At 37.4% G+C, this 19,868-nt stretch carries 16 protein-coding genes and 1 riboswitch; of the genes, 9 read left to right on the top strand and 7 right to left on the bottom strand.

The features are described from left to right. Window positions 1-35: 35 nt before the first annotated feature. From H7U02_RS03820 to H7U02_RS03810, 3 genes are all read right to left on the bottom strand, one after another. Window positions 36-233: a CsbD family protein gene (locus H7U02_RS03820; RefSeq protein ID WP_008534959.1), complete on the bottom strand. Its 198-nt coding sequence runs from the start codon at window positions 231-233 to the stop codon at window positions 36-38. Between the two features lie 66 nt (window positions 234-299). Then, the gene (locus H7U02_RS03815) at window positions 300-932 is read right to left on the bottom strand and encodes a DUF421 domain-containing protein (RefSeq protein ID WP_201042801.1); all 633 of its coding nucleotides are present in this window, start codon (window positions 930-932) and stop codon (window positions 300-302) included. Next, window positions 929-1,381, bottom strand: a complete 453-nt coding sequence (locus H7U02_RS03810) for a DUF3290 family protein (protein WP_155197950.1) — start codon at window positions 1,379-1,381, stop codon at window positions 929-931. Before H7U02_RS03810 ends, H7U02_RS03815 begins: the two co-directional genes overlap by 4 nt. Before the next feature lie 377 nt (window positions 1,382-1,758). Between H7U02_RS03810 and manA the strand changes: the two genes are divergently transcribed. The 7 genes from manA (at window position 1,759) to msrB (ending at window position 12,372) form a co-directional block, all read left to right on the top strand. Next, window positions 1,759-2,700 (top strand): mannose-6-phosphate isomerase, class I, encoded by a 942-nt coding sequence (gene manA, locus H7U02_RS03805; RefSeq protein WP_022496483.1) that lies wholly within the window; start codon window positions 1,759-1,761, stop codon window positions 2,698-2,700. Window positions 2,701-2,915: 215 nt separating this feature from the next. Then, window positions 2,916-4,244: a branched-chain amino acid transport system II carrier protein gene (brnQ, locus tag H7U02_RS03800; RefSeq protein ID WP_048790061.1), complete on the top strand. Its 1,329-nt coding sequence runs from the start codon at window positions 2,916-2,918 to the stop codon at window positions 4,242-4,244. Between the two features lie 164 nt (window positions 4,245-4,408). After that, window positions 4,409-6,883 (top strand): dynamin family protein, encoded by a 2,475-nt coding sequence (locus tag H7U02_RS03795; protein ID WP_155197949.1) that lies wholly within the window; start codon window positions 4,409-4,411, stop codon window positions 6,881-6,883. 20 nt (window positions 6,884-6,903) lie between these two features. Further along, window positions 6,904-10,305: a helicase HerA domain-containing protein gene (locus H7U02_RS03790; RefSeq protein WP_201042800.1), complete on the top strand. Its 3,402-nt coding sequence runs from the start codon at window positions 6,904-6,906 to the stop codon at window positions 10,303-10,305. Further along, window positions 10,302-10,871 carry an HNH/ENDO VII family nuclease gene (locus H7U02_RS03785; RefSeq protein WP_201042792.1) on the top strand — a complete coding sequence of 190 codons (570 nt, stop codon included), beginning with the start codon at window positions 10,302-10,304 and terminating at the stop codon, window positions 10,869-10,871. The genes H7U02_RS03790 and H7U02_RS03785 overlap by 4 nt, the downstream gene beginning before the upstream one ends. After that, the gene (locus H7U02_RS03780) at window positions 10,871-11,275 is read left to right on the top strand and encodes an SMI1/KNR4 family protein (RefSeq protein ID WP_073686879.1); all 405 of its coding nucleotides are present in this window, start codon (window positions 10,871-10,873) and stop codon (window positions 11,273-11,275) included. The genes H7U02_RS03785 and H7U02_RS03780 overlap by 1 nt, the downstream gene beginning before the upstream one ends. A gap of 146 nt (window positions 11,276-11,421) precedes the next feature. Continuing rightward, the gene (gene msrB / locus H7U02_RS03775) at window positions 11,422-12,372 is read left to right on the top strand and encodes a peptide-methionine (R)-S-oxide reductase MsrB (RefSeq protein ID WP_073686878.1); all 951 of its coding nucleotides are present in this window, start codon (window positions 11,422-11,424) and stop codon (window positions 12,370-12,372) included. Between the two features lie 885 nt (window positions 12,373-13,257). Here the strand turns inward: msrB and H7U02_RS03770 are convergent. Next, the gene (locus tag H7U02_RS03770; RefSeq protein WP_201042791.1) at window positions 13,258-14,607 is read right to left on the bottom strand and encodes an MATE family efflux transporter; all 1,350 of its coding nucleotides are present in this window, start codon (window positions 14,605-14,607) and stop codon (window positions 13,258-13,260) included. Window positions 14,608-14,670: 63 nt separating this feature from the next. After that, window positions 14,671-15,504, bottom strand: a complete 834-nt coding sequence (locus H7U02_RS03765) for a helix-turn-helix domain-containing protein (protein ID WP_073685800.1) — start codon at window positions 15,502-15,504, stop codon at window positions 14,671-14,673. 91 nt (window positions 15,505-15,595) lie between these two features. Here H7U02_RS03765 and H7U02_RS03760 point away from each other — a divergent pair, with 91 nt between their 5' ends. After that, window positions 15,596-17,197 (top strand): ABC transporter ATP-binding protein, encoded by a 1,602-nt coding sequence (locus H7U02_RS03760; RefSeq protein WP_201042789.1) that lies wholly within the window; start codon window positions 15,596-15,598, stop codon window positions 17,195-17,197. Window positions 17,198-17,308: 111 nt separating this feature from the next. After that, a complete protein-coding gene (locus H7U02_RS03755; RefSeq protein WP_201041697.1) occupies window positions 17,309-17,725 on the top strand; it encodes a pyridoxamine 5'-phosphate oxidase family protein in 417 nt (138 codons plus the stop codon). Between the two features lie 49 nt (window positions 17,726-17,774). On the opposite strand, the gene H7U02_RS03750 is transcribed toward H7U02_RS03755, so the two are convergent. Together H7U02_RS03750 and H7U02_RS03745 are read right to left on the bottom strand one after the other, a co-directional pair. Beyond that, window positions 17,775-19,043, bottom strand: a complete 1,269-nt coding sequence (locus H7U02_RS03750; RefSeq protein ID WP_145517405.1) for a nucleobase:cation symporter-2 family protein — start codon at window positions 19,041-19,043, stop codon at window positions 17,775-17,777. Beyond that, complete coding sequence (locus H7U02_RS03745) at window positions 19,043-19,624, bottom strand: xanthine phosphoribosyltransferase (protein WP_004182304.1); 582 nt, start codon at window positions 19,622-19,624, stop codon at window positions 19,043-19,045. The genes H7U02_RS03750 and H7U02_RS03745 overlap by 1 nt, the downstream gene beginning before the upstream one ends. A 146-nt stretch (window positions 19,625-19,770) precedes the next feature. Then, a riboswitch (purine riboswitch) is annotated at window positions 19,771-19,866 on the bottom strand. Window positions 19,867-19,868: the final 2 nt, after the last annotated feature.

Here is a 19,868-nt window from a genome sequence, read left to right as displayed (position 1 = left end):
TTCAAAAAAGGAAAAGAGCTTCTGTTTATTTATTATTATTTTTTAGAAAAAGCATTTTTAAGGCCTTCAACAGCACCTTCAACGCCTTCTTTAACATCTTCGATACCGTCTTTTGCTTTTGCTACCACTTTTTCAACAGCACCTTCGACTTCAGTCTTTTTGTCGCCAGTCAGTTTACCAGCACCCTCTTTAAGAGCGCCTTTAGCTTGATTCAATTTATCTTCGATTCCCATAGTAGAACCTCCTTTTTATGATGAGACCATTGTAGACAATATTAAACGGTAATGCAAGTGATTTGTTTAATAAGTAACGACATTAATGTTTCCTTTATCGTATTCAGCAATAAAGATATCCGAAACGTTTTCATATCCTAATTTTTGAAGCTCTTCATTTAACCAATCTTCCGTTTTACCAATAGTATCAAGAATTTCTGTTTGAATGACCCCATCAGTAATGATTGGATATTTTGGATTTTCATCGCCAGAACGGATCACAATCAATTGGCCGTTCTGTTCAATAACTGCACGTTTAACCTCTTTGAGTTGAAAAATTCCTTGAGAACGTAATTTTAAAGCGACATCAGAAGCTGAAAGTCCTATAGAGCGACAAGCTTCAGGATCTAGTTGACCCTGTTTGATGATGAGAGTTGGTTTACCGTCAATCAAATGTTTGATGAAGCGAATATTGGTGATGAGCCATTTAAGAAGTAAGATCAAAATAGTCCAAATAATCAGGATAACAAAGTACTGAAGGATGGAAACGGTACTATTATAAATTGTACCACCGATGATTCCACCAAGAACAAAGTTCTGTACTTGGTCAGCAGCTGAGCTAGGTGCTAGGTTTCCTTTACCTGTTAAATTGATAACAAAGACGAGTGAAATAAGCCCCAAAGCTAGTTTAATTGCAACAGCAAGATAAAAAGATGTCATTTTTTAACCTCCACGAGTTCAACATCAGACTTGTAAAGTTTTATTTGTTCTAGCAAGTAGCTGTCAGGTTCTGAACCTGAGATGGCACGATAGTATTTGTTTCCAACTTTGAGGATAGCATCATCTGTAGTAGTAGAAGTATTGACATAAACTTTACTCTTATCAACGTCGAGATTTTTAGACACAATCTCGATAAAGTGAAGAGATGCTCTAAATTGGTCATTGTTTGATTGATTGCTTTGGAAATTACTGATAGTAATTAGAACCACGGCAACTAAGGTTAAAATAGAAATAATAGAGAGTTCACGAAACTTAGTATCATGGCGTTCTTTGAAGGCCTTAAAAGCAAATACGCCGGTCACTAAAATAAGTCCTGCAGTAATGGCAACCATAACCCAGTTTTGTTGGCTAATCTGACTTAGCACATAGTCGTAGGAATAGAATTTCATTGAGAGATTTCCTTTCATAATATCTCTAGTATTATTATTATAGGTTAAAAAGTCTTTAAATTCAATCAGTCTATCCGAAAAATGAAGGAATGAGTAGGATTCTTAAAGGAAATTTGCTATTGAAATGACTTGCAGCCATTAAGCCAAAATCTTGTGATTTCTTTAAGGACTTTGTTGATATTTTCACAAATTATGCTTATAATTGAGGTAATCAACAATCAGAACTTGCCTAAATTTTTCGAGAATCAGAAGTCTGGTAACTTAAAGAGATTGGTTATTTTATGTAAGACTTCACTGTTAATCTCTAAGAGAGTCAACACCTTTTCTTGAATTCCAAAAAATGTTAAGGCCTCTCGTTCCTAGAAAAAGGAGTAATTATGTCTGAACCATTATTTTTACAATCTGTTATGCAAGAAAAAATCTGGGGTGGTACGCATTTACGTGATGTCTTTGGCTACGACATTCCAAGTGACCATGTCGGAGAGTACTGGGCTATTTCTGCTCACCCAAATGGTGTTTCTACTATTAAGAATGGTCGTTATGCCGGTCAAACTTTAGATGTTCTTTATGCAGAGCACCGTGAGTTATTTGGCAATCGTCAAGAACCTGTCTTCCCACTTTTGACTAAGATTTTGGATGCCAATGATTGGCTCAGTGTGCAGGTCCATCCAGATGATGCTTATGGACTTGAACATGAAGGTGAACTTGGTAAAACAGAGTGTTGGTATATCATTGCTGCTGAACCAGGTGCTGAAATTATTTATGGCCACAATGCCAAATCAAAAGAAGAACTGCGTCAGCAAATTGAAAGTAAGGATTGGGAAAATCTTTTGACTAAGGTTCCAGTTAAAGCAGGTGATTTCTTCTATGTGCCAAGTGGTACCATGCATGCTATTGGTGCAGGTATCATGGTTCTTGAAACGCAACAATCTAGTGATACGACCTACCGTGTTTATGATTTTGACCGTAAAGATGATCAAGGTAACCTGCGTGAACTCCATCTTGAAAAATCTATCGATGTCCTTAATATCGGTGAGCCAGCCAACAGTCGACCAGTCACAACAAAAGTAGATGATCTCAAGTCAACGCTCTTAGTAGCAAGTGATTTCTTCGCCGTTTATAAATGGGAAATCTCAGGTAAGGCTGATTTTGAAAAGACTGCTGATTACAGTTTGTTTAGTGTACTTGACGGTCAAGGAAGCCTTAAAGTAGATGGGCAAGATTATGACATTGCAAAAGGCAGCCACTTTATTCTTCCTAGCGATGTTGAAACATGGCAAATTAAGGGAGAGCTTGAATTGATTGTCAGTCACCCATAATCAAAATATTAAACTAGACGAGATGAGAATCTTGTCTAGTTTTTTCGTACAAGGATACAGAAAATTAGCAATTTTAAAAACCTTTGTAAATACGTTTCAATAGCTTGAAGTTCCAAACTAATCATGTCATACTAAATAAGTTGACTAAAATTATAATAAACAAGTTGTGTCTATTTGGGGCATAAGATCTTGTTTGTTTTAGATTGGAGAAACTTATGTTAAAAAAGGGAAGCCTTACAGCTTTATTGTTGTTTGGTATGTTCTTTGGAGCGGGAAATCTGACTTTTCCCCCTCAGTTAGGCTTTGAATCTGGAGGTCGTTTTTGGCCAGCCATTGCCGGCTTTGTCCTATCAGGTGTTGGTATTGCCATCCTAACACTGGTTATCGGGACTTTAAATCCTAAGGGTTACATTCATGAGATTTCTCAAAAAATCTCGCCTAAGTTTGCCCTAGTCTATTTGGCAGTACTTTATCTGTCCATTGGTCCTTTCTTTGCCATTCCTAGAACGGCCGCCACCGCCTTTTCAATTGGCTTCTCTCCTTTGATTGGAAGTGGACATACTAGCCTTTGGCTCTTTGTCTTTACCGTAATCTACTTTGCTCTAGCACTTTGGATTGCCATGAATCCATCTAAAATTCTAGATAGTATTGGACGTATATTGACGCCTATCTTTGCCATCATGATTGTTGTCGTTATCGTGGCAGGAGTATTTAAATATGGTGGTTACAATCCTCAGGATGCAAGTCAAGCCTATCAGGCTTCTGCTTTTGGTAAAGGATTCTTGGAAGGCTACAACACCTTGGATGCCTTGGCTTCTGTGGCCTTCAGTGTAGTAGCAGTAGTCACACTCAACCAATTAGGCTTCAAGTCTAAAAAAGAGTATATCTCAACGATTTGGGTCGTTGGTTTCGTAGTGACTATCCTCTTCGGTGCTCTGTATTTGGGATTAGCCTTTTTAGGGAATCATTTCCCACTCCAAGTGGCGGGATTACCAAAAGATGCCAATATTGGTGCAAGTGTCTTGTCACAAGCCACACAAGCCATCTTTGGACCAGCGGCTCAGATTTTCCTAGCTATCATGGTGACAGTGACTTGCTTCACAACAACCGCAGGACTTATCGTTGCGACTGGGGAATTCTTCCACAAGGCATTTCCGAAAGTATCTTACAAGGCTTACGCCATTATCTTTACCTTGATTGGGTTTGCGATTGCCAACTTGGGACTTAACAATATCATTGCTTTCTCAGTGCCAGTGCTTTTGATTCTCTACCCAATCACCATCACGATTGTTATGATTGTGATTGCCAACAAGTTCGTGGCCTTGTCTAAACCTGGTATGCAAGTGACAGTTGCAGTAGTCACGCTGATTGCCTTGCTTAGTGTAATTGGAAGCCAGTTTAAACTTGCGGGACTCAATGCCCTCATTAACTTCCTCCCATTGTCGGGAGCATCACTGCCATGGTTGATACCAGCCATCTTGTGTATTCTTTTGTCTCTCATCTTACCTGATAAGATTAAGAGCGAAAGCTTCGAAATGGAATAAAAATAATATCCTATCACATAATATGTGGTGGGATTTTTTTGTGTGGGGTGGAAAATGAGCTAAACATTAGATAAATAAAAATAGTTAGATTTTATAGAAAGCGCATACAGAAAACCGTTTGCTGTGATATAATACACTTGTATTATTAAATAATCGGAGTAATTATGAATAAAATTAAAGTTGTAAGTAATCCTTACGAAAAGATAGTAACTTTTAGCCGTTACGACTTATCTAGTGAAAGTTGGATAACAATAAATAGTGAGAATAACTCAAATAGTAAGTTAGTTTCAGCCGTTTTTCAACGTGGCTTTTTTCCCTTTAAGGTATATGATATTTTAAAAGAAATTGAAAATGAATATTCTATTCCTGATGAAAAACTAGAATTAATTTTTGAAGGGCCTAATGATGAGAAGCAACAGTTAGAAGAGGCTTTAAAAGATGAGCGGTTTTCAAATATTATTTTGTCATCATCAACAAACTATTTAGAGAATGCACGTGATGTTCTGCCAGAAATTAATCGTATTTTTAGAAATCTTGAGCCACTGATTATAAAGAATATTGGTGAGAGCAACAAGGAAATTGAAGCACAGTTAAAACGCTTTTCGGATGCTTCGGGAGATACAGTTCCTATCTGTGTGCTCGGAACTTATAGTGCAGGAAAGTCGACCTTTATTAATGCTTTGATTGGACAGGAATTACTTCCAAGTGCTGAGACTCCCGTGACCGCTAAAATCTATAAAATCACGGCTAGTACTTATGAAGATCGTGCTAAAATCTCTTTTGTATATAAAGAAGAGAGAGTTGTTCTCAGTTTCTATGATGATCAAGTGTTTTATGATGGATTAAATATGAATGATTCATTTGGTAAGAAAGTCGATGGTATCTTGAATACTTCTTTTGATTCAATTATTTCAAAGCTATATGCAATATTAGAAACTATCAATGATTCTACTGATAAAGATATTGGAGATTTAATCGAAGTACATGTCCCATTTTCGAAAGGTATTTTAGGAGATGTAGGTTCAAAAATTACAATATTCGACACCCCGGGTTCTAATTCATCAACCAATAGTCAGCATTCAGAAGTTCTTGTAAATGCCATGGCTGGTATGTCAAATGGTTTGCCAGTCTTTGTTACTGACAGTAGTTCCTTAGACAGCACTGACAACAGTAATTTAAAAGAAAAGCTAATTTCAGTAGAAGGATTAGATGAACGGTTCACCATGATTGTGGTTAATAAGGCCGAGGCAGCGGCTTTAAGCTCGACTAATCTTAAAAGTGATTCTTTTAGAGATAGAATCATGAATCAAGCCATTCCAAGAGAGTTGTATGCTCAAGGTATTTATTATGTTTCATCAATTTTGGGACTTGGTGCGAAGTTGAAAGGGCATTTAGAGGGAGAGTTTTACTCTGAGCAATTTGATACGTATAGAGAAAAATACTCAAATCCTGAAACGAAATACTATAAGAAGTTGTATGAGTTTGATATCCTTCCAAGACAAATGTCTAGTACCGTTCGAGCAACTGCTGAAAAAAGTTCCGACCTTATTTATGCAAATAGTGGTTTATTAACCATTGAGGATTCTATTAAAACCTTTGTTGACCGCTATTCACACTATGACAAGTGTCAACAGGCAAAAGCTTTATTAGATAAACTACTATTGAGAACAAATGCAGTAATTACAGAGAAAAACGAAGATTTACGTAGTAGAGAGGCAGAATTAGAGGCTAATCTTGATGGCCAAAAATCTGTCATTGTTGAAAGATTGAAATCCACTTCATTATCCCAAAAAAATGACCTTTTGATCAAGTATCCAAAAGAAATGAAGATTTTCCAAGAGCGTCTAATGAAACAGATTGAAAAAGGGGATGTTTTAGATCGTTATAATGAAATACACAAAGAGATACTCTCATTAAATCCAACTTTAAATTTAACTGAGCATCAACAAATTGATATTAGTAATCTAAAATTAGGAAATATCAGTAATGAGTTTAGTAACTATCTCAGTGTTACACGTGAGAACAAGACAAAGAAAATCAATTTAGAGAATCTAGCTTCTGCACAAACAGTTGATTATTTTAGAAATCAATTTGTAGAAGAACTTTATTTGTCAAGGGTTGAATTTGAGCGTATTTCTAGCAGTTTTTGGTCTAATCATGCTTCTGAGATAAAATCTCATTTTGAGCGTATTATTTCAGGTGATATGGGGCTTGAACCAGAAAAACGTCAAAAGCTTTCTCACTTGATTCTATCTTATGAAGAGATAGATTTTACTCAATTGAATCTTGAAAAGTTTAGTAAAGAAGAACTCAGTTATGTCTTTAGATTGGGTGATTTTACTTTGAGATCAAGTAAAGTTAACGCGTCTGGCCTTAAGAAGACCTATAATGATTTATTTAAATCAAAGATGACAGAATTTGCAGGAAGTATTTGTTCGGAACACGAGAAAGCTTTTAAAATTTGGCTAGTAAATCTTACAAGTATAATTGTTCAAAATATTATTGAATTTAGTCCAGAATTAAGTGCTTTGAATACGAAAATTCAGAAAACAAGAAATGAAGTTGCAAGCTTAGAGGAGCAACAGCAACAAATTGAAAATTATACTAACCAGATTAAACAAATGATTACTTGGAAATAGTTTTTTTGTAGGTGAATCTTATGGGAATAAAAAACATTATTAATAAGGCAGGAGCTAAGGCCGCAGATAAAGTTGCTAAACTTTCATCTTTGAGCCCTGAGCAACTCAAACAAGTTGAGGAGCAAAGAGAGAAATATCTAGCTGATCAACCTAATATTAGTGATGAGGAATTAACGAATCGCTTATTAGCTTCATGTGGAGTAGAGATTTTCAATTCGTATTTGGAACAGATAAAAGAACTCTATGTTCCTATCGAAAATAAGGTAGAATTTGGTACAGACTTTCAGGAATCATATAATATCAGGTATTTCAATATCACAAAATGGGTCGTTGACAAAAAAGAAAATAGTTTAGAAAAACTAGTTAATGTCTATGAAGTACTTTCTAACGAAGACTGTAATATTGCTCTCGTCTTCAATCGAACTGAGACCAATACAGAAGTTTTTCTGGCTGTAGTAAATACTAAGAATGATTCTGATAATGTCAATGTCGAAAATTATCGCAAGCGATTGTTAGAAGCCATTAAAGGTAATTTTCCTGGATCTACAGTTCAAAATGAGAGGGGAATTGGAAGGATTCCTTGTCTAGCAAACTCTAAGCCTTATTCGGTGGCAACGGTGTCTAATTTACCAACTGCCAAATCTGAAAAATTTATTAGTCAAACCATTGAAAAATTGATTGATGGTGTCATTCCTTCACAACCATCCGAAAACTATACCTTAATCCTCTTGGCAAGTCCTATCCAGGATATAGAAAATAGAAAGTTGCGTTTGTCTGAGCTATTTTCAGCCTTAGCTCCTTATGAAAAATGGCAAACCAACTATACTTTCACAGCTTCAGATGCAACGACCTCTATGGCTACTTTTGGAGTCAATGTTGGAGCCAGTGCTGGTATCCAACATGGTAAGAATCAGTCAGTTAACCAATCTTCTGGTGATACGCAAACAAGCGGTGAATCTCAAACGGATTCGTCTGGACAAACGGATGGTACCAATACATCTCATACAGATGGAACAAATAAAGGATCATCACATACTACTGGTGGCAGTCTTGAAGGGACGCCATTTGGAGTGGGAGCAACTGTTGACTATCATTACTCTAAAAATCATGGAACAAGTACTGCAGACTCTATTGGTCAATCGACTACAAAAACTGTTAGCCGTGCCCTCGCTAAAACCGCTAGTCGTGCCTTATCTCAAACGGTTGGACAAACCTTGGGCTCTTCAAGTGGTGTTAACTTAGGTTCTAATATCGGTGCTAATTTTGCGCGTGCCTCAAATGTGACTGCTACTCTTGGTAAGAACGAGGGCATTACCCAGTCCTTTACCAATCATAATATTTCCCACGCCCTTAAGGTCCTTGAAGAACAGATGAAACGTTTTGAAAAAGGAACAGCTATGGGTATGTGGGAGTTCGCTGCCTATGTACTCAGTGAAGACCAGAATATTGCGAATAATGTTGCTCATACATACTTAGCCTTGACCCAAGGAGAAGAGTCATTTATGAGTCAGTCTTCAGTTAATTTATGGAGAGGAGATTTGGGTGAGAGCAGTGGTGATGCAGAAGAAATAGTTGCTTATCTAAGAGAATTACGCCATCCCTTATTTGGACTGAATCCTAATCTGCTATTAGCTGATTCAACCTTTAATGTCTATCCATCTATTGTGACTCCAACAGTACCTCTTACTGGTCAAGAATTGGCCTTTTCATTGAACTTCCCTAGAAAATCTATTCCAGGACTACCGATTTTAGAGTGTGCAGAGTTCGGACGAAATATTGCTAAATTTGATGAAGAAGATGTTACTAATAAGATGCTTCATTTAGGAGATATTTTCCATATGTATCATAAGGAAGATGTACCTGTTAACCTTAGACAAAACTCTTTGGCTTCGCATGTTTTTGTAACAGGAAGTACGGGTTCTGGTAAGAGTAATACGATTTATCAACTCCTCAATGAAGGTAGAAATAATGGCTTGAAATTCCTAGTTGTTGAACCTGCAAAAGGAGAATATAAGCATGTCTTTGGTAATCACGACGATGTTTCAGTTTATGGAACGAATCCTCAGTTAACACCTTTGTTGAGGTTGAATCCTTTTAGTTTCCCTAAAGAAATTCATATCTTAGAGCATCTAGATAGGCTAGTCGAAATTTTCAATGTGTGCTGGCCGATGTATGCGGCTATGCCAGCGGTTTTAAAAAAAGCTGTAGAACAATCCTATCAGGATTGTGGATGGAATCTCCTTGAATCAACCAACCCTTATGGTAGACTGTATCCAAATTTCAATGATATAGCAGACAATATTAAGACGATAATTGATTCCAGTGAATATGATGATGAGAATAAAGGAGCTTACAAGGGAGCTTTATTAACTCGAATCGAATCTCTGACAAATGGAATTAATGGCCTAATCTTTTCAAATGATGAACTCACCAATGAGCATCTATTTGATTCAAATGTCATCGTTGACCTCAGTAGAGTTGGTTCCACTGAGACTAAATCTTTGCTAATGGGTATTTTGGTCTTGAAACTGCAAGAGTATCGCATGGCTAACGGGGATATGAATGCCGAATTAAAACACATCACTGTGCTTGAAGAAGCTCATAACCTCCTAAAACGCACATCAACAGAACAAATGGCTGAATCAGCTAATCTCTTAGGTAAAAGTGTGGAGATGTTGGCAAATGCCATTGCTGAAATGCGAACATATGGAGAAGGATTTATTATTGCTGATCAAGCTCCAGGTTTAATGGATTTGTCAGTTATCCGAAATACCAATACTAAGATTATCATGCGATTACCTGATTTTTCAGATCGTGATTTAGTAGGGAAGTCAGCTAATCTAAATGATGACCAAATCATAGAACTTGCCAAATTACCAAAGGGAGTTGCAGCAGTCTATCAAAATGAATGGATTCAACCAGTTTTATGTAAGGTTGAGAAGGTGGAATATGATAAGACTGACTATCAATATAATGGAAATAGTTATTTTGATACCTTAAGTCCGAGTATTAATTTAAAGTTAACTGCATTGTTAACAGGAAACAATTCATTTGATGAGATTACAAAGAAAGAATTAAAGTTTGATATTTTAAATTCTACTTTAAGTAGAAAATATGTTCGTCAAATTTTAGATTATTGTGATGAGACTGTTTATGAAGTGAAAATGACTCAAATTGCTCCAATTATAGCTCAATTATATCCGGAAACAATGAAGGCTATTCGTAATGTTGGAATGAAATCACAAGATTATAAAGCATTAACTAATGCTGTAATTAGAGAACTCCATAAAGAAGTTGATGGTCCATTGACGAACCAATTGCAAATAAATATTGTTCAGGCATTAATGACTCAGTATTACTTTAACGAGTTGAACGATAGTTCAGAACTTGAAAATTGGCAAAACAGAGGAGGGATATTTTGAGTATTGAAAAAGTTAAAAGAATAGACACAGGTGTCTCAAATATAGAGGCACAAAATACCTTGTTTAATCCTGATCTGAAATTAGGTACGAGTGAAGTCGATAATTATTCTCGAATAGAAGGTAATCAAATTACAAAAACTGAATTAACAGATGATGACCGAATAAAAATAATGGAAGAAACAGGTTGGTCAAAAGACTTAATAAGTAGTTTCAGATGGAAAGAAGAAGTTGAGGTATATAAGGATCAGAACCTAAGTGAAAAACAAGTTGATGGTAGACAGGTTTTACAACGAGGTGATATTGACCCTAACATCAAGGATGAACAAGGCAGAAATAATAAAGAACGAATGGAAAATGGTAAAGCCCCCATTGTTGATGGTAAGCCTGTTGAACTGCATCACATTGGTCAAAGACAGGACTCTCCATTTGCAGAGTTAACGAGTTCAGTACATAAAGAAAACTATAGAAATCTACATGATGTTCCTCCTCAACCATCTCAGATTGATAGAAAATCATTTGCAAAAGAAAAAGCAGACTATTGGAAGAAAAGAGCGGAGGATTTCTAATGTCAAACTTTATCAATAGAATTAAATCAATTAAGCATGTAGAATTTTCGAAAGGTGCAACCAAAGAACAAATTAGAGATGCAGAAAAGACATTACAACTAAAATTTCCTAAGGATTATAGTGATTATTTGAATGTGTTTGGATGTATTAGCTTTTTTGGAACTGAATGGACGGGGTTAAATGGAGCGGATTATCTAAATGTTATTAATGCAACTGTTGCAGCCAGAGAAACTTATAGTGATTTTCCGATAAACATGTTTATTATCGAAGATCTTGGATTTGATGGCTATTTAATACTTTCGAATTCTAAAGGGGCTATTTTTGAATGGCAGTATGGAAATTGCACTAAAATCCATACTAGTTTAGCAGATTATTTGAATGAGTGTTTAGAAAGGATAGACTAGTATATCATTAATGATTTATAGAATCTCACTACTCATGTTGGTGGGATTTTTTGTGTCTTTCCAAGTCACCATAAGTGCGAAATCTTCTCAAAAGCGTTACACTTAAGGCGTGGAGATGCAAGTATCTATTGAAGGGAGTGTTAAAAATGTCAAATCTAAATAATCATATAATCTATCTTGCTGGTGGCTGTTTCTGGGGCGTGGAGGAATACTTTTCACGTGTTCCTGGTGTGCTTGATGCGGTTTCGGGTTATGCTAATGGACGTAGTGAGACCACTCGCTATGAACTTATTGGTCAGACGGGCCACGCTGAAACTGTTCAGGTAACCTATGATGCTAGCAAAGTGTCATTGCGAGAGATTTTGCTACATTTCTTCCGTATTATCAATCCCCTTAGTAAAAACAAGCAAGGAAATGATGTGGGAACCCAGTACCGTACGGGTGTTTACTATACTGATGTCAATAACTTGCCAATTATCGAGCAAGTTTTCCAAGAAATGACTGAGCAATACGGCCAGCCTTTGGCGGTTGAATTGTTGCCTCTGAAGCACTTTATTCCTGCAGAGGATTACCATCAAGATTATCTCAAGAAGAATCCTAATGGCTACTGTCATATCAATGTCCATCAGGCAGCTAGTCCGGTCATTGATGCCAGTGCTTATCACAAGCCAAATCAGGAGGAGCTTAAGGAAAGCTTGAGTCCAGAAGCCTATGCTGTGACCCAGGAAAATGGAACGGAGCGTGCCTTTACAAGTCCTCTTTGGAATCATTTTGAACCAGGGATTTATGTTGATGTAGTGACTGGTGAACCTCTCTTTTCCTCCAAGGACAAGTTTGATTCAGCCTGTGGCTGGCCGAGTTTCTCTCGCCCCATTAGTCCTGAGGTAGCCAATTACAAGGAAGACCATTCTCACAATATGGAACGCATTGAGGTCCGTAGTCGTGTGGGTGATTCTCATCTTGGCCATGTCTTTCCAGATGGTCCAAGTGACAAGGGTGGTCTACGCTATTGTATCAATGGCGTAGCGACACGATTTGTGCCTAAAGCCGATATGGAAAAAGAAGGTTACGCCTACTTACTTGACCAAGTAGACTGATTATTCACTAGTATTAAGAGATTTTCTAGCAGAAGCTTATCATAAAATAAGAGGTTGGTACTGCTTGCTACCAGCCTCTTTTGTATGTAAAAGAATTTATTGAAAGCCCTTTAAAGCTAACATAACATGTGACCTAACCGTTCAGGACAAAAAAGTGACCTTTCATTACATTTTTTAACAATTTAGGCAAAATTGTTTTACGTTTCAAATAAAAAAATAGTACACTATAATAGTGAGAAATCTGACAAGTGTAAATGTGTCCTTCTCCTTGGCTTTTGCTGGTTTTGGCGTCTGTAAACATTATTGTACTTTGTGTAATAATGAGTCTTCCCAACCTCCCAATATGATTTTATATGTCTTAACTTACCAAAACAAGACTAGCAAGAGAATACTAAGATATTTCCTTAAGAAGTAATGACAGCGCTTGTTAGATTTTGTGATAACATTCAGATAGTCCTAAGGACTATGTTATTGTGCTAAACCTTTTTGACGGAGATTATTATGGAATGGATGAATAAACTAATCATATTAATAGCCATTTGTGTCTTGTGGTTCTGGTCTTTTCTTTTACTTCCTAAAACAGGGGAGAAAGTAGTTTATGTTTATCATTTCCTAGCTCTATGTGGTTTAGCCATGATTTATGTTGCCCTAGTTGATCCAGCTGGTCTCTGTGATACTTTTTTCAATATTAAACATCTATGTTTTCATTAATGAATCCAGTTTGGTAATAGGTCAGGAAAATCTGAATTTAATTAATCACTCATCAAAAGAAGCTTTCTGTGTATTGATAACAGTTTATCTGTTTTCAATATGCAGGAGGTTTTTTTCTGTATTATCGAGATTTGGACATAGAAAAAGCAGTCGGAAAAGACTGCTTCAGGTGTGTTACTGTTGTGATTCGTATCGTTTGACGATTCTATTTAAGCGCCATTGGTAACAGAGACCACTGACGATAAGACTGGCAATCAGGCCAATCCAGTAACTATAGGGACCAAGTCCAGTGACTTTTTCAAGCAAGAAGCCAACTGGGAGGGTGATGCCCCAGTAGGTTAGGACACCGAGATAAAAAGGTACCTTGGTATCTTTATAGCCACGTAGGATTCCTTGAAGCGGAGCCGCAAAGACATCTGCCACTTGGAAGAAGAGGCTATAGGTCATGAAAATGGCCGTCATTCTCAAAAAGTCAGGCTCATGCCCATAGAGTTCTGCCAAATCATAACGCAAGAAATAAAGGAAAATCAAGGTAAAGATAGAAAATCCCAGGGCTGTCAACCGTCCCAGCTTGCTGTAGCTCTTGACGGCATCCATGTGTCTAGCCCCAAATTCGTAGGAAATAATGATAGCCATGGCACTGGAAATGCTGAGAGGAAAGGCATACATGAGATTTGAGAAATTCATGGCCGCCTGGTGACTAGCAATCACTAGTGACGGATACTTAGACATCACCAGACCAACACCTGAGAAGATAGCAACCTCCGCAAAGACCGTTCCACCAATAGGGAGACCTAGTTTAAGGGCGTCAAGCAGAGCTGCTTTATCAAGGGGTTGAACCTTTTCAATGTGGTAGGGCTTAATCTTTTTATGCTTTCTGATAACCGTGATGGAAATAAGGAGAAGGGCCCAGTAAGCCAATGAAGTTCCAAGCCCAGCTCCAGCTCCCCCTAACTCTGGTAAACCAGCAATGCCATAGATGAGGAGGAAATTGAAGAAACCATTGAGAGGTAGGAGCAGAAGCATGAGGTACATGGAAAGGCGCGTGAGGCCAAGTGCATCAAGAAAGGAGCGAACCACGCTAAAGAGTAGGAGGGGAATGATACCAAGACTCAAAAATCGCAGATAACCAAGGGCGACTTTTCTGACCAAAGGCTCCAGACCTAGATGGTTCAAAACCAAAGGTGCCCCCAGAAAAACAAGGGCAAAGAGGATAAGTGATAGACCCAAAGCCATATAAAGAAATTGATAGAAATCAGGTGCCACTCGGTCCTTGCGACCTGCCCCTAGATGGTGTCCGATAATAGGAACTAGGGCAGATACGATACCTGTTAAGAAGGTGAAAAAAGGACTCCATAAACTCGTTGCCATGGCTACCCCCGCCAAGTGTAGGGCATCGTATTGACCAGTCATGGTAGTGTCCACAAAAGCTGCTGAAAAGTTGGCAAACTGATAGATCAGTATGGGCACAAAAATCTTGAAGAAAACAAGAAATCGCTCACGGAGAGAATGTGTTTCGTGCATTCTGTTTTCCTTTCTAAATTTTTCAAATTATATAATCATTGTACAACTGTTATCCAATAAAGTCTATAATTGACGGAAAGTTCGGTCCCATTCTCTCAAATTATCGTCATCTCCCATAAAAGCCAAGTAGTGGAGAATTTCTTTATGTATAGTCTTTCCCATATTCTTATCGATAAATTTATAAAGGTATGCGGCTTTTAGTTCTTTAAGATAGAGTTTTTGTAACATGAAATAGTCTGGTAATTGAATAGTTTTTAGTTCGTTTATATAGTAGTCACTATCTTCTTGATTTCCGTAAAGAATGATTTGGAAAATACAACGACTGATAACTTCTAAAGTGATTCGATCTAAATTATTTCTAGGATTTTTATTGAGTATTGATAGGAATTCCTTAATGTAGATTTTTAGCGCATCTTCTGTGAAGATATCCTTTACCATATTCAGTAAATTAATATCGAGAAGTGTCCAAATATCAATAGAAAAGAAGTAGTTTTGAAGTTCTGTAGCAATATCTTGGTTAACTGACCGGTTTTGAAGTTTTGAAACCTGACAGTCAATACAAAGACTAATCAGATAATCACTATAATTGGTTTCTCCTAAAATGCGAAACTTTTCTGCGACTTGCTCCAGTGCTTCAAAGTCTAGATGATTTGAGGCTTGATTGAATTGATTAGCAAGTTTTATGTAGGTTTCGTCCACAAGATATTCTTGTTCGAAAAATTCATTATATTCGACTTTTAGATGTTTTAAAAGTTTGAAAAGAGTATCATTTGAGAGTGATGTTTTGTTATTTTCAAAGTCTGAAAGACTCGCTACAGATCCAGCTACTTGAGCGAGTCTCTGAATAGTGTATTTTCTCTGTTTTCGAATCTGTTTAAATTTTTGACCTTGTTCCATATAAAATTACCTTATCGGATTTCCGAAATTTCAATAGTTGATACTATTAATAAACTAAAATAATAGTATCAAATTGAAGGAGGTAAAAGCAATGATTATTGAAAAAAATAAATCGGTTGCTGTGTCACTGCTTAAATTTATTAAGCTACTTCCTAAGAAGGAAATGGTACTTTATATCATTTTTGCGCTTCTTTATTCGTGTCAAGGCATTGTAATACCTGTAATTATCCAGATGGCAGGTCATATAGATAGTAGTGATAGTTGGGATTTAATAGTTTTTACATTTTCGAGTATCTCTCTTTGGGTGGTTGTGTACGCTTTTATGTATATAGAGAATATTCTGCTTCGTTCTATTATTAGAGCGTTTAATGTAAGCCTATCAGAAAATATTTTAAAGAATCATGCTGTCTTTCCTAAAAACATCTCCGATTCTGAGCTTTGCTCACTCTTGACACAAGATCTTGGAATTGTAGACCAGGAGTTCCTCCAATCTTTTCTTATCTCGCCAGTGTGGGGCGCCTCTGTCCTAGTATCTGTAATTTATCTGCTCAAACAAAATATTATTGTAGGGAGTCTTTTTACTGTAGGTGCCTTTCTGATGATTTTGCCTCAGTTTATATTTAAGAGAAAGTTAAAAGAGTCAGGAGAATTACTAAGTAGCTCAAAAGAGAAAAATTTAAGAGCTATTACAGACTTTGGTAAAGGGATTGAAACGATTATTTGCAACCAAGCAGAAAAAGAGAATGTAAAGCAAACTCTCATAACCCTTAGTGAGATGGAGACGACACAATTTAAGTATTATACACTTCATAATTTAGTTATGTTTTGGACAGGACCTCTGAAAGCTGTCGGCTTGATTGGACCATTTGTGATTGGTCTTGTCATGAAACAAAATTCAATTACTACACTTATTGCTATGATGTCTGCTTCAACATATCTTATTAACCCCTTACAACAGATTCTGGAGGCTATTGCAAGTATTCAAGCAAGTCAAGTGATAAAAGATAAATTATTGACATTTGGAAGTGAGTCAGAAATTCCTTCAAAAGGGCATCACATACATACTTTAAAAGAAATTCAGTTAAAAAACGTCACTAAATCTTATGATAATCAAGAGATTTTTCAAGATGTTACGGTTACTTTTTCATTGTCTCAGCATAATCTTATAGTTGGTGATAGTGGTATTGGGAAAACAACACTTTTTAGGTTAATATCAGGGCAAGATAAGGCATATAGTGGGAAAATCATTTTTAAAAGTATAGATGGAAGGGAGCTGACTCCAAATTTAGATAACATTGCAATTATTCATCAAAATCCCTATGTCTTTCATACAAGTGTGCGACATAATCTAACTCTTTATCAAGATTATTCAGACTCAGTGCTCATTTCAACACTAAAAAAGGTCGGACTATGGGAGGCTTGTTGTCACCAATTAGACTATGAATTAACTGGAGATAACTTTTCAGGTGGTCAAATCATAAAACTGGAGATTGCACGTGCTATTTTGAGAGGCAAGCAGGTTTTACTTGCTGATGAGATGATGGCTTCTTTAGATGCAGCAAGTTCTAGAGAAATAAGAAATGTCTTGCAACAATTGCCTAATAGTATTATTGAAATTGCCCATCATTACAATTTGGAAGATTACGATGCTGTCTATAGAATTGAAAATAAGTCAATCGTAAGAATTAAATAGTACGAGCTACTTTCAGTAAAAGTTAGACAGAGTAGTTGCTTAGTCTTTTCTTTCGATTTACAAACTTGGAACAGACCTATATAATTAATCTAAGGAAATGAGGCTTTGAAAATGAACACGAAAACAGAATTTTTGAGAATAATGGCGGAACAAACAGAAATGGCTTTGGCTACTTCTGTGAATAACATTCCTAATGTAAGAATCGTTAATTTCTATTTCGACCCTTGTGATAATATTCTTTATTTTTCGACATTTAAAGATAATAACAAGGTCAAGGAGATAGAAGAAAATCCTTCAATCGCTTTTACAACTATCCCTCACACTGGAAACCAGCATGTCAAAGCCAAAGGTCTCGCAAAAAGAAGTTTGAAAACGATATTCGATTTGGAAGCACAGTTCATTGCAAAGGTTCCAGATTATAAAAAGACAATAGATTTCGCAGGAGAATCGCTGATTCTATTTGAGGTGAAATTTGATACCGCAATTGTTACAAAAGATTTGGCTACAATCAGCACCTTAAAACTATGATAAAAACACCCCTTATTGGATTGGTGAATCTATAAGGGGTGTTCTTGTGTTATTTTTCTTTTTTGTTATGGTTCAAAATGGCATTGAGGACGATGGCAAGCAAACTTGCAACGACGATACCGTTTGAGAAGAACATTTGGAAAGCATTTGGTAGGCTGTTGAAGAGGTTGCTGCCGTTAAGACCAACCCCTGCAGCGATTGATACCGCAGCAATCAAGAAGTTGTGTTCGTTGTTGGCGAAATCAACACGTGCCAAGATTTGCATCCCTTGGATAGAAACAAAACCGAACATAACAAGCATAGCGCCACCAAGGACTGGACTTGGGATGATTTGAGCCAAGGCACCAAACTTAGGAAGGAGTCCAAGAAGAACAAGGAAACCAGCTGCATAGTAGATTGGCAAGCGAGTCTTGATACCTGACAATTTCACAAGACCAACGTTTTGTGAAAAACCAGTGTATGGGAAGGTGTTGAAGAGGCCACCAAGGAGAACAGCCAAACCTTCAGCGCGGTAACCGTTACGAAGGCGAGTGCTATCGAGTGGTTCTTTGGTAATATCAGAGAGGGCCAAGTAAACTCCAGTTGATTCAACCATAGACACTGTAGCGATAATACACATCATGATGATTGATGACAACTCAAACTTAGGCATTCCGAAGTAGAATGGTGTTGGCACGTGGACAATAGGTGCCGCAGCCACTGGTGAGAAGTCAACTAAGCCCATGCTTGCTGCGATAGCAGTACCGACAATCAAACCAATCAAGATTGAGATGGATTTGATAAATCCTTTAGTGAAAATATTAATCAAAAGGATGATGAGAACGGTGATAGCTGCAAGGAAGAGGCTTTGACCAGTAGGCTTATCAGCATTATTTCCCATATTTCCGATAGCCACAGGGATGAGGGTCAAACCAATAGTAGTGATGACAGATCCCGTAACGATAGAAGGGAAGAGATTGGCCACTTTTGAAAAGACACCAGAAACGAGGATAACATAAATCCCTGAAACGATAAGAGCACCAAACATAGCACCACTACCGTGTTTCTCACCAATCATAATAAGTGGTGCTACTGACTGGAAGGCAACCCCAAGAACAATTGGAAGACCGATACCGAAGTATTTATTAAGTTGAAGTTGGAGGAAGGTTGCTACACCACACATGAAAATGTCGGTTGAAATCAAGTAGGTTAATTCATGAGCTGAATAGCCCAAGGCACCAGCAATCATGATTGGAACCAGGATTGATCCCGAGTACATGGCAAGTAGGTGTTGCAGTCCTAGGACCGCCGCCTGCGAATGTTTTTCTTTATTTTGCATTAGATGTCTGCCTCCTTAAATACGACCTGACCATTTTCAAAACGATCCAAACGAGCAAGTGAAACGACTGGGTAGCCAGCTTCTTCTAGAAGGGCACGACCATCTTGGAAAGATTTCTCAATAACGATACCGACCGCTTCGACGTGTGCGCCAGCTTCTTCGATGATTTGAATCAAGCCTTTGGCAGCTTGGCCGTTAGCTAGGAAGTCATCAACGATGAGAACCTTATCTTCAGGAGTGAGGAACTTGCTTGCGATAGAGACAGTGCTAGTCACCTGCTTAGTGAAGGAGTAGACCTCAGCAGTGAGGATACCTTCATTCATGGTGATATTTTTAGCCTTCTTAGCAAAGATCATAGGGACATCCAAAGCCTCAGCAGCATAGAGGGCTGGAGCAATACCAGATGCCTCGATAGTCACCACCTTGGTGATGCCTGCATCCTTGAACTTTTCAGCAAAGACCTTTCCAATCTCACGCATGAGATCAAAGTCCACTTGGTGAGTGAGGAAAGAGTCAACTTTGAGGATGTTCTCCCCAAGGACATTCCCATCTTTGAGAATGCGGTCTTCCAGTAATTTCATATTACCTCCTATAAAAAATAAAACTAAAGTGTATTTTGATTTTCTCAGATTCCATTGAGACTCTGACAAAGATCAAAACAATCGAATAACAGAAAAAGGCCTGCAAAGCAAGCCTTTAAAATCACAAAAAGACGGTAAATCTTTTTATGACTTTATGACTTACTTATTGTTAGGTGTTACGGCACCTTGTAGAAACGTCACGCCGATTCGTGACATAAATAAGTAATGTTCTCATTATTCGATG

Source organism: Streptococcus sp. 3.1, from assembly GCF_016648915.1.
Classification (GTDB): Bacteria; Bacillota; Bacilli; order Lactobacillales; family Streptococcaceae; genus Streptococcus; species Streptococcus salivarius_E.
Note: the sequence above shows the minus strand (reverse complement) of the source record. Positions and strands in the feature narration are given on the sequence as shown.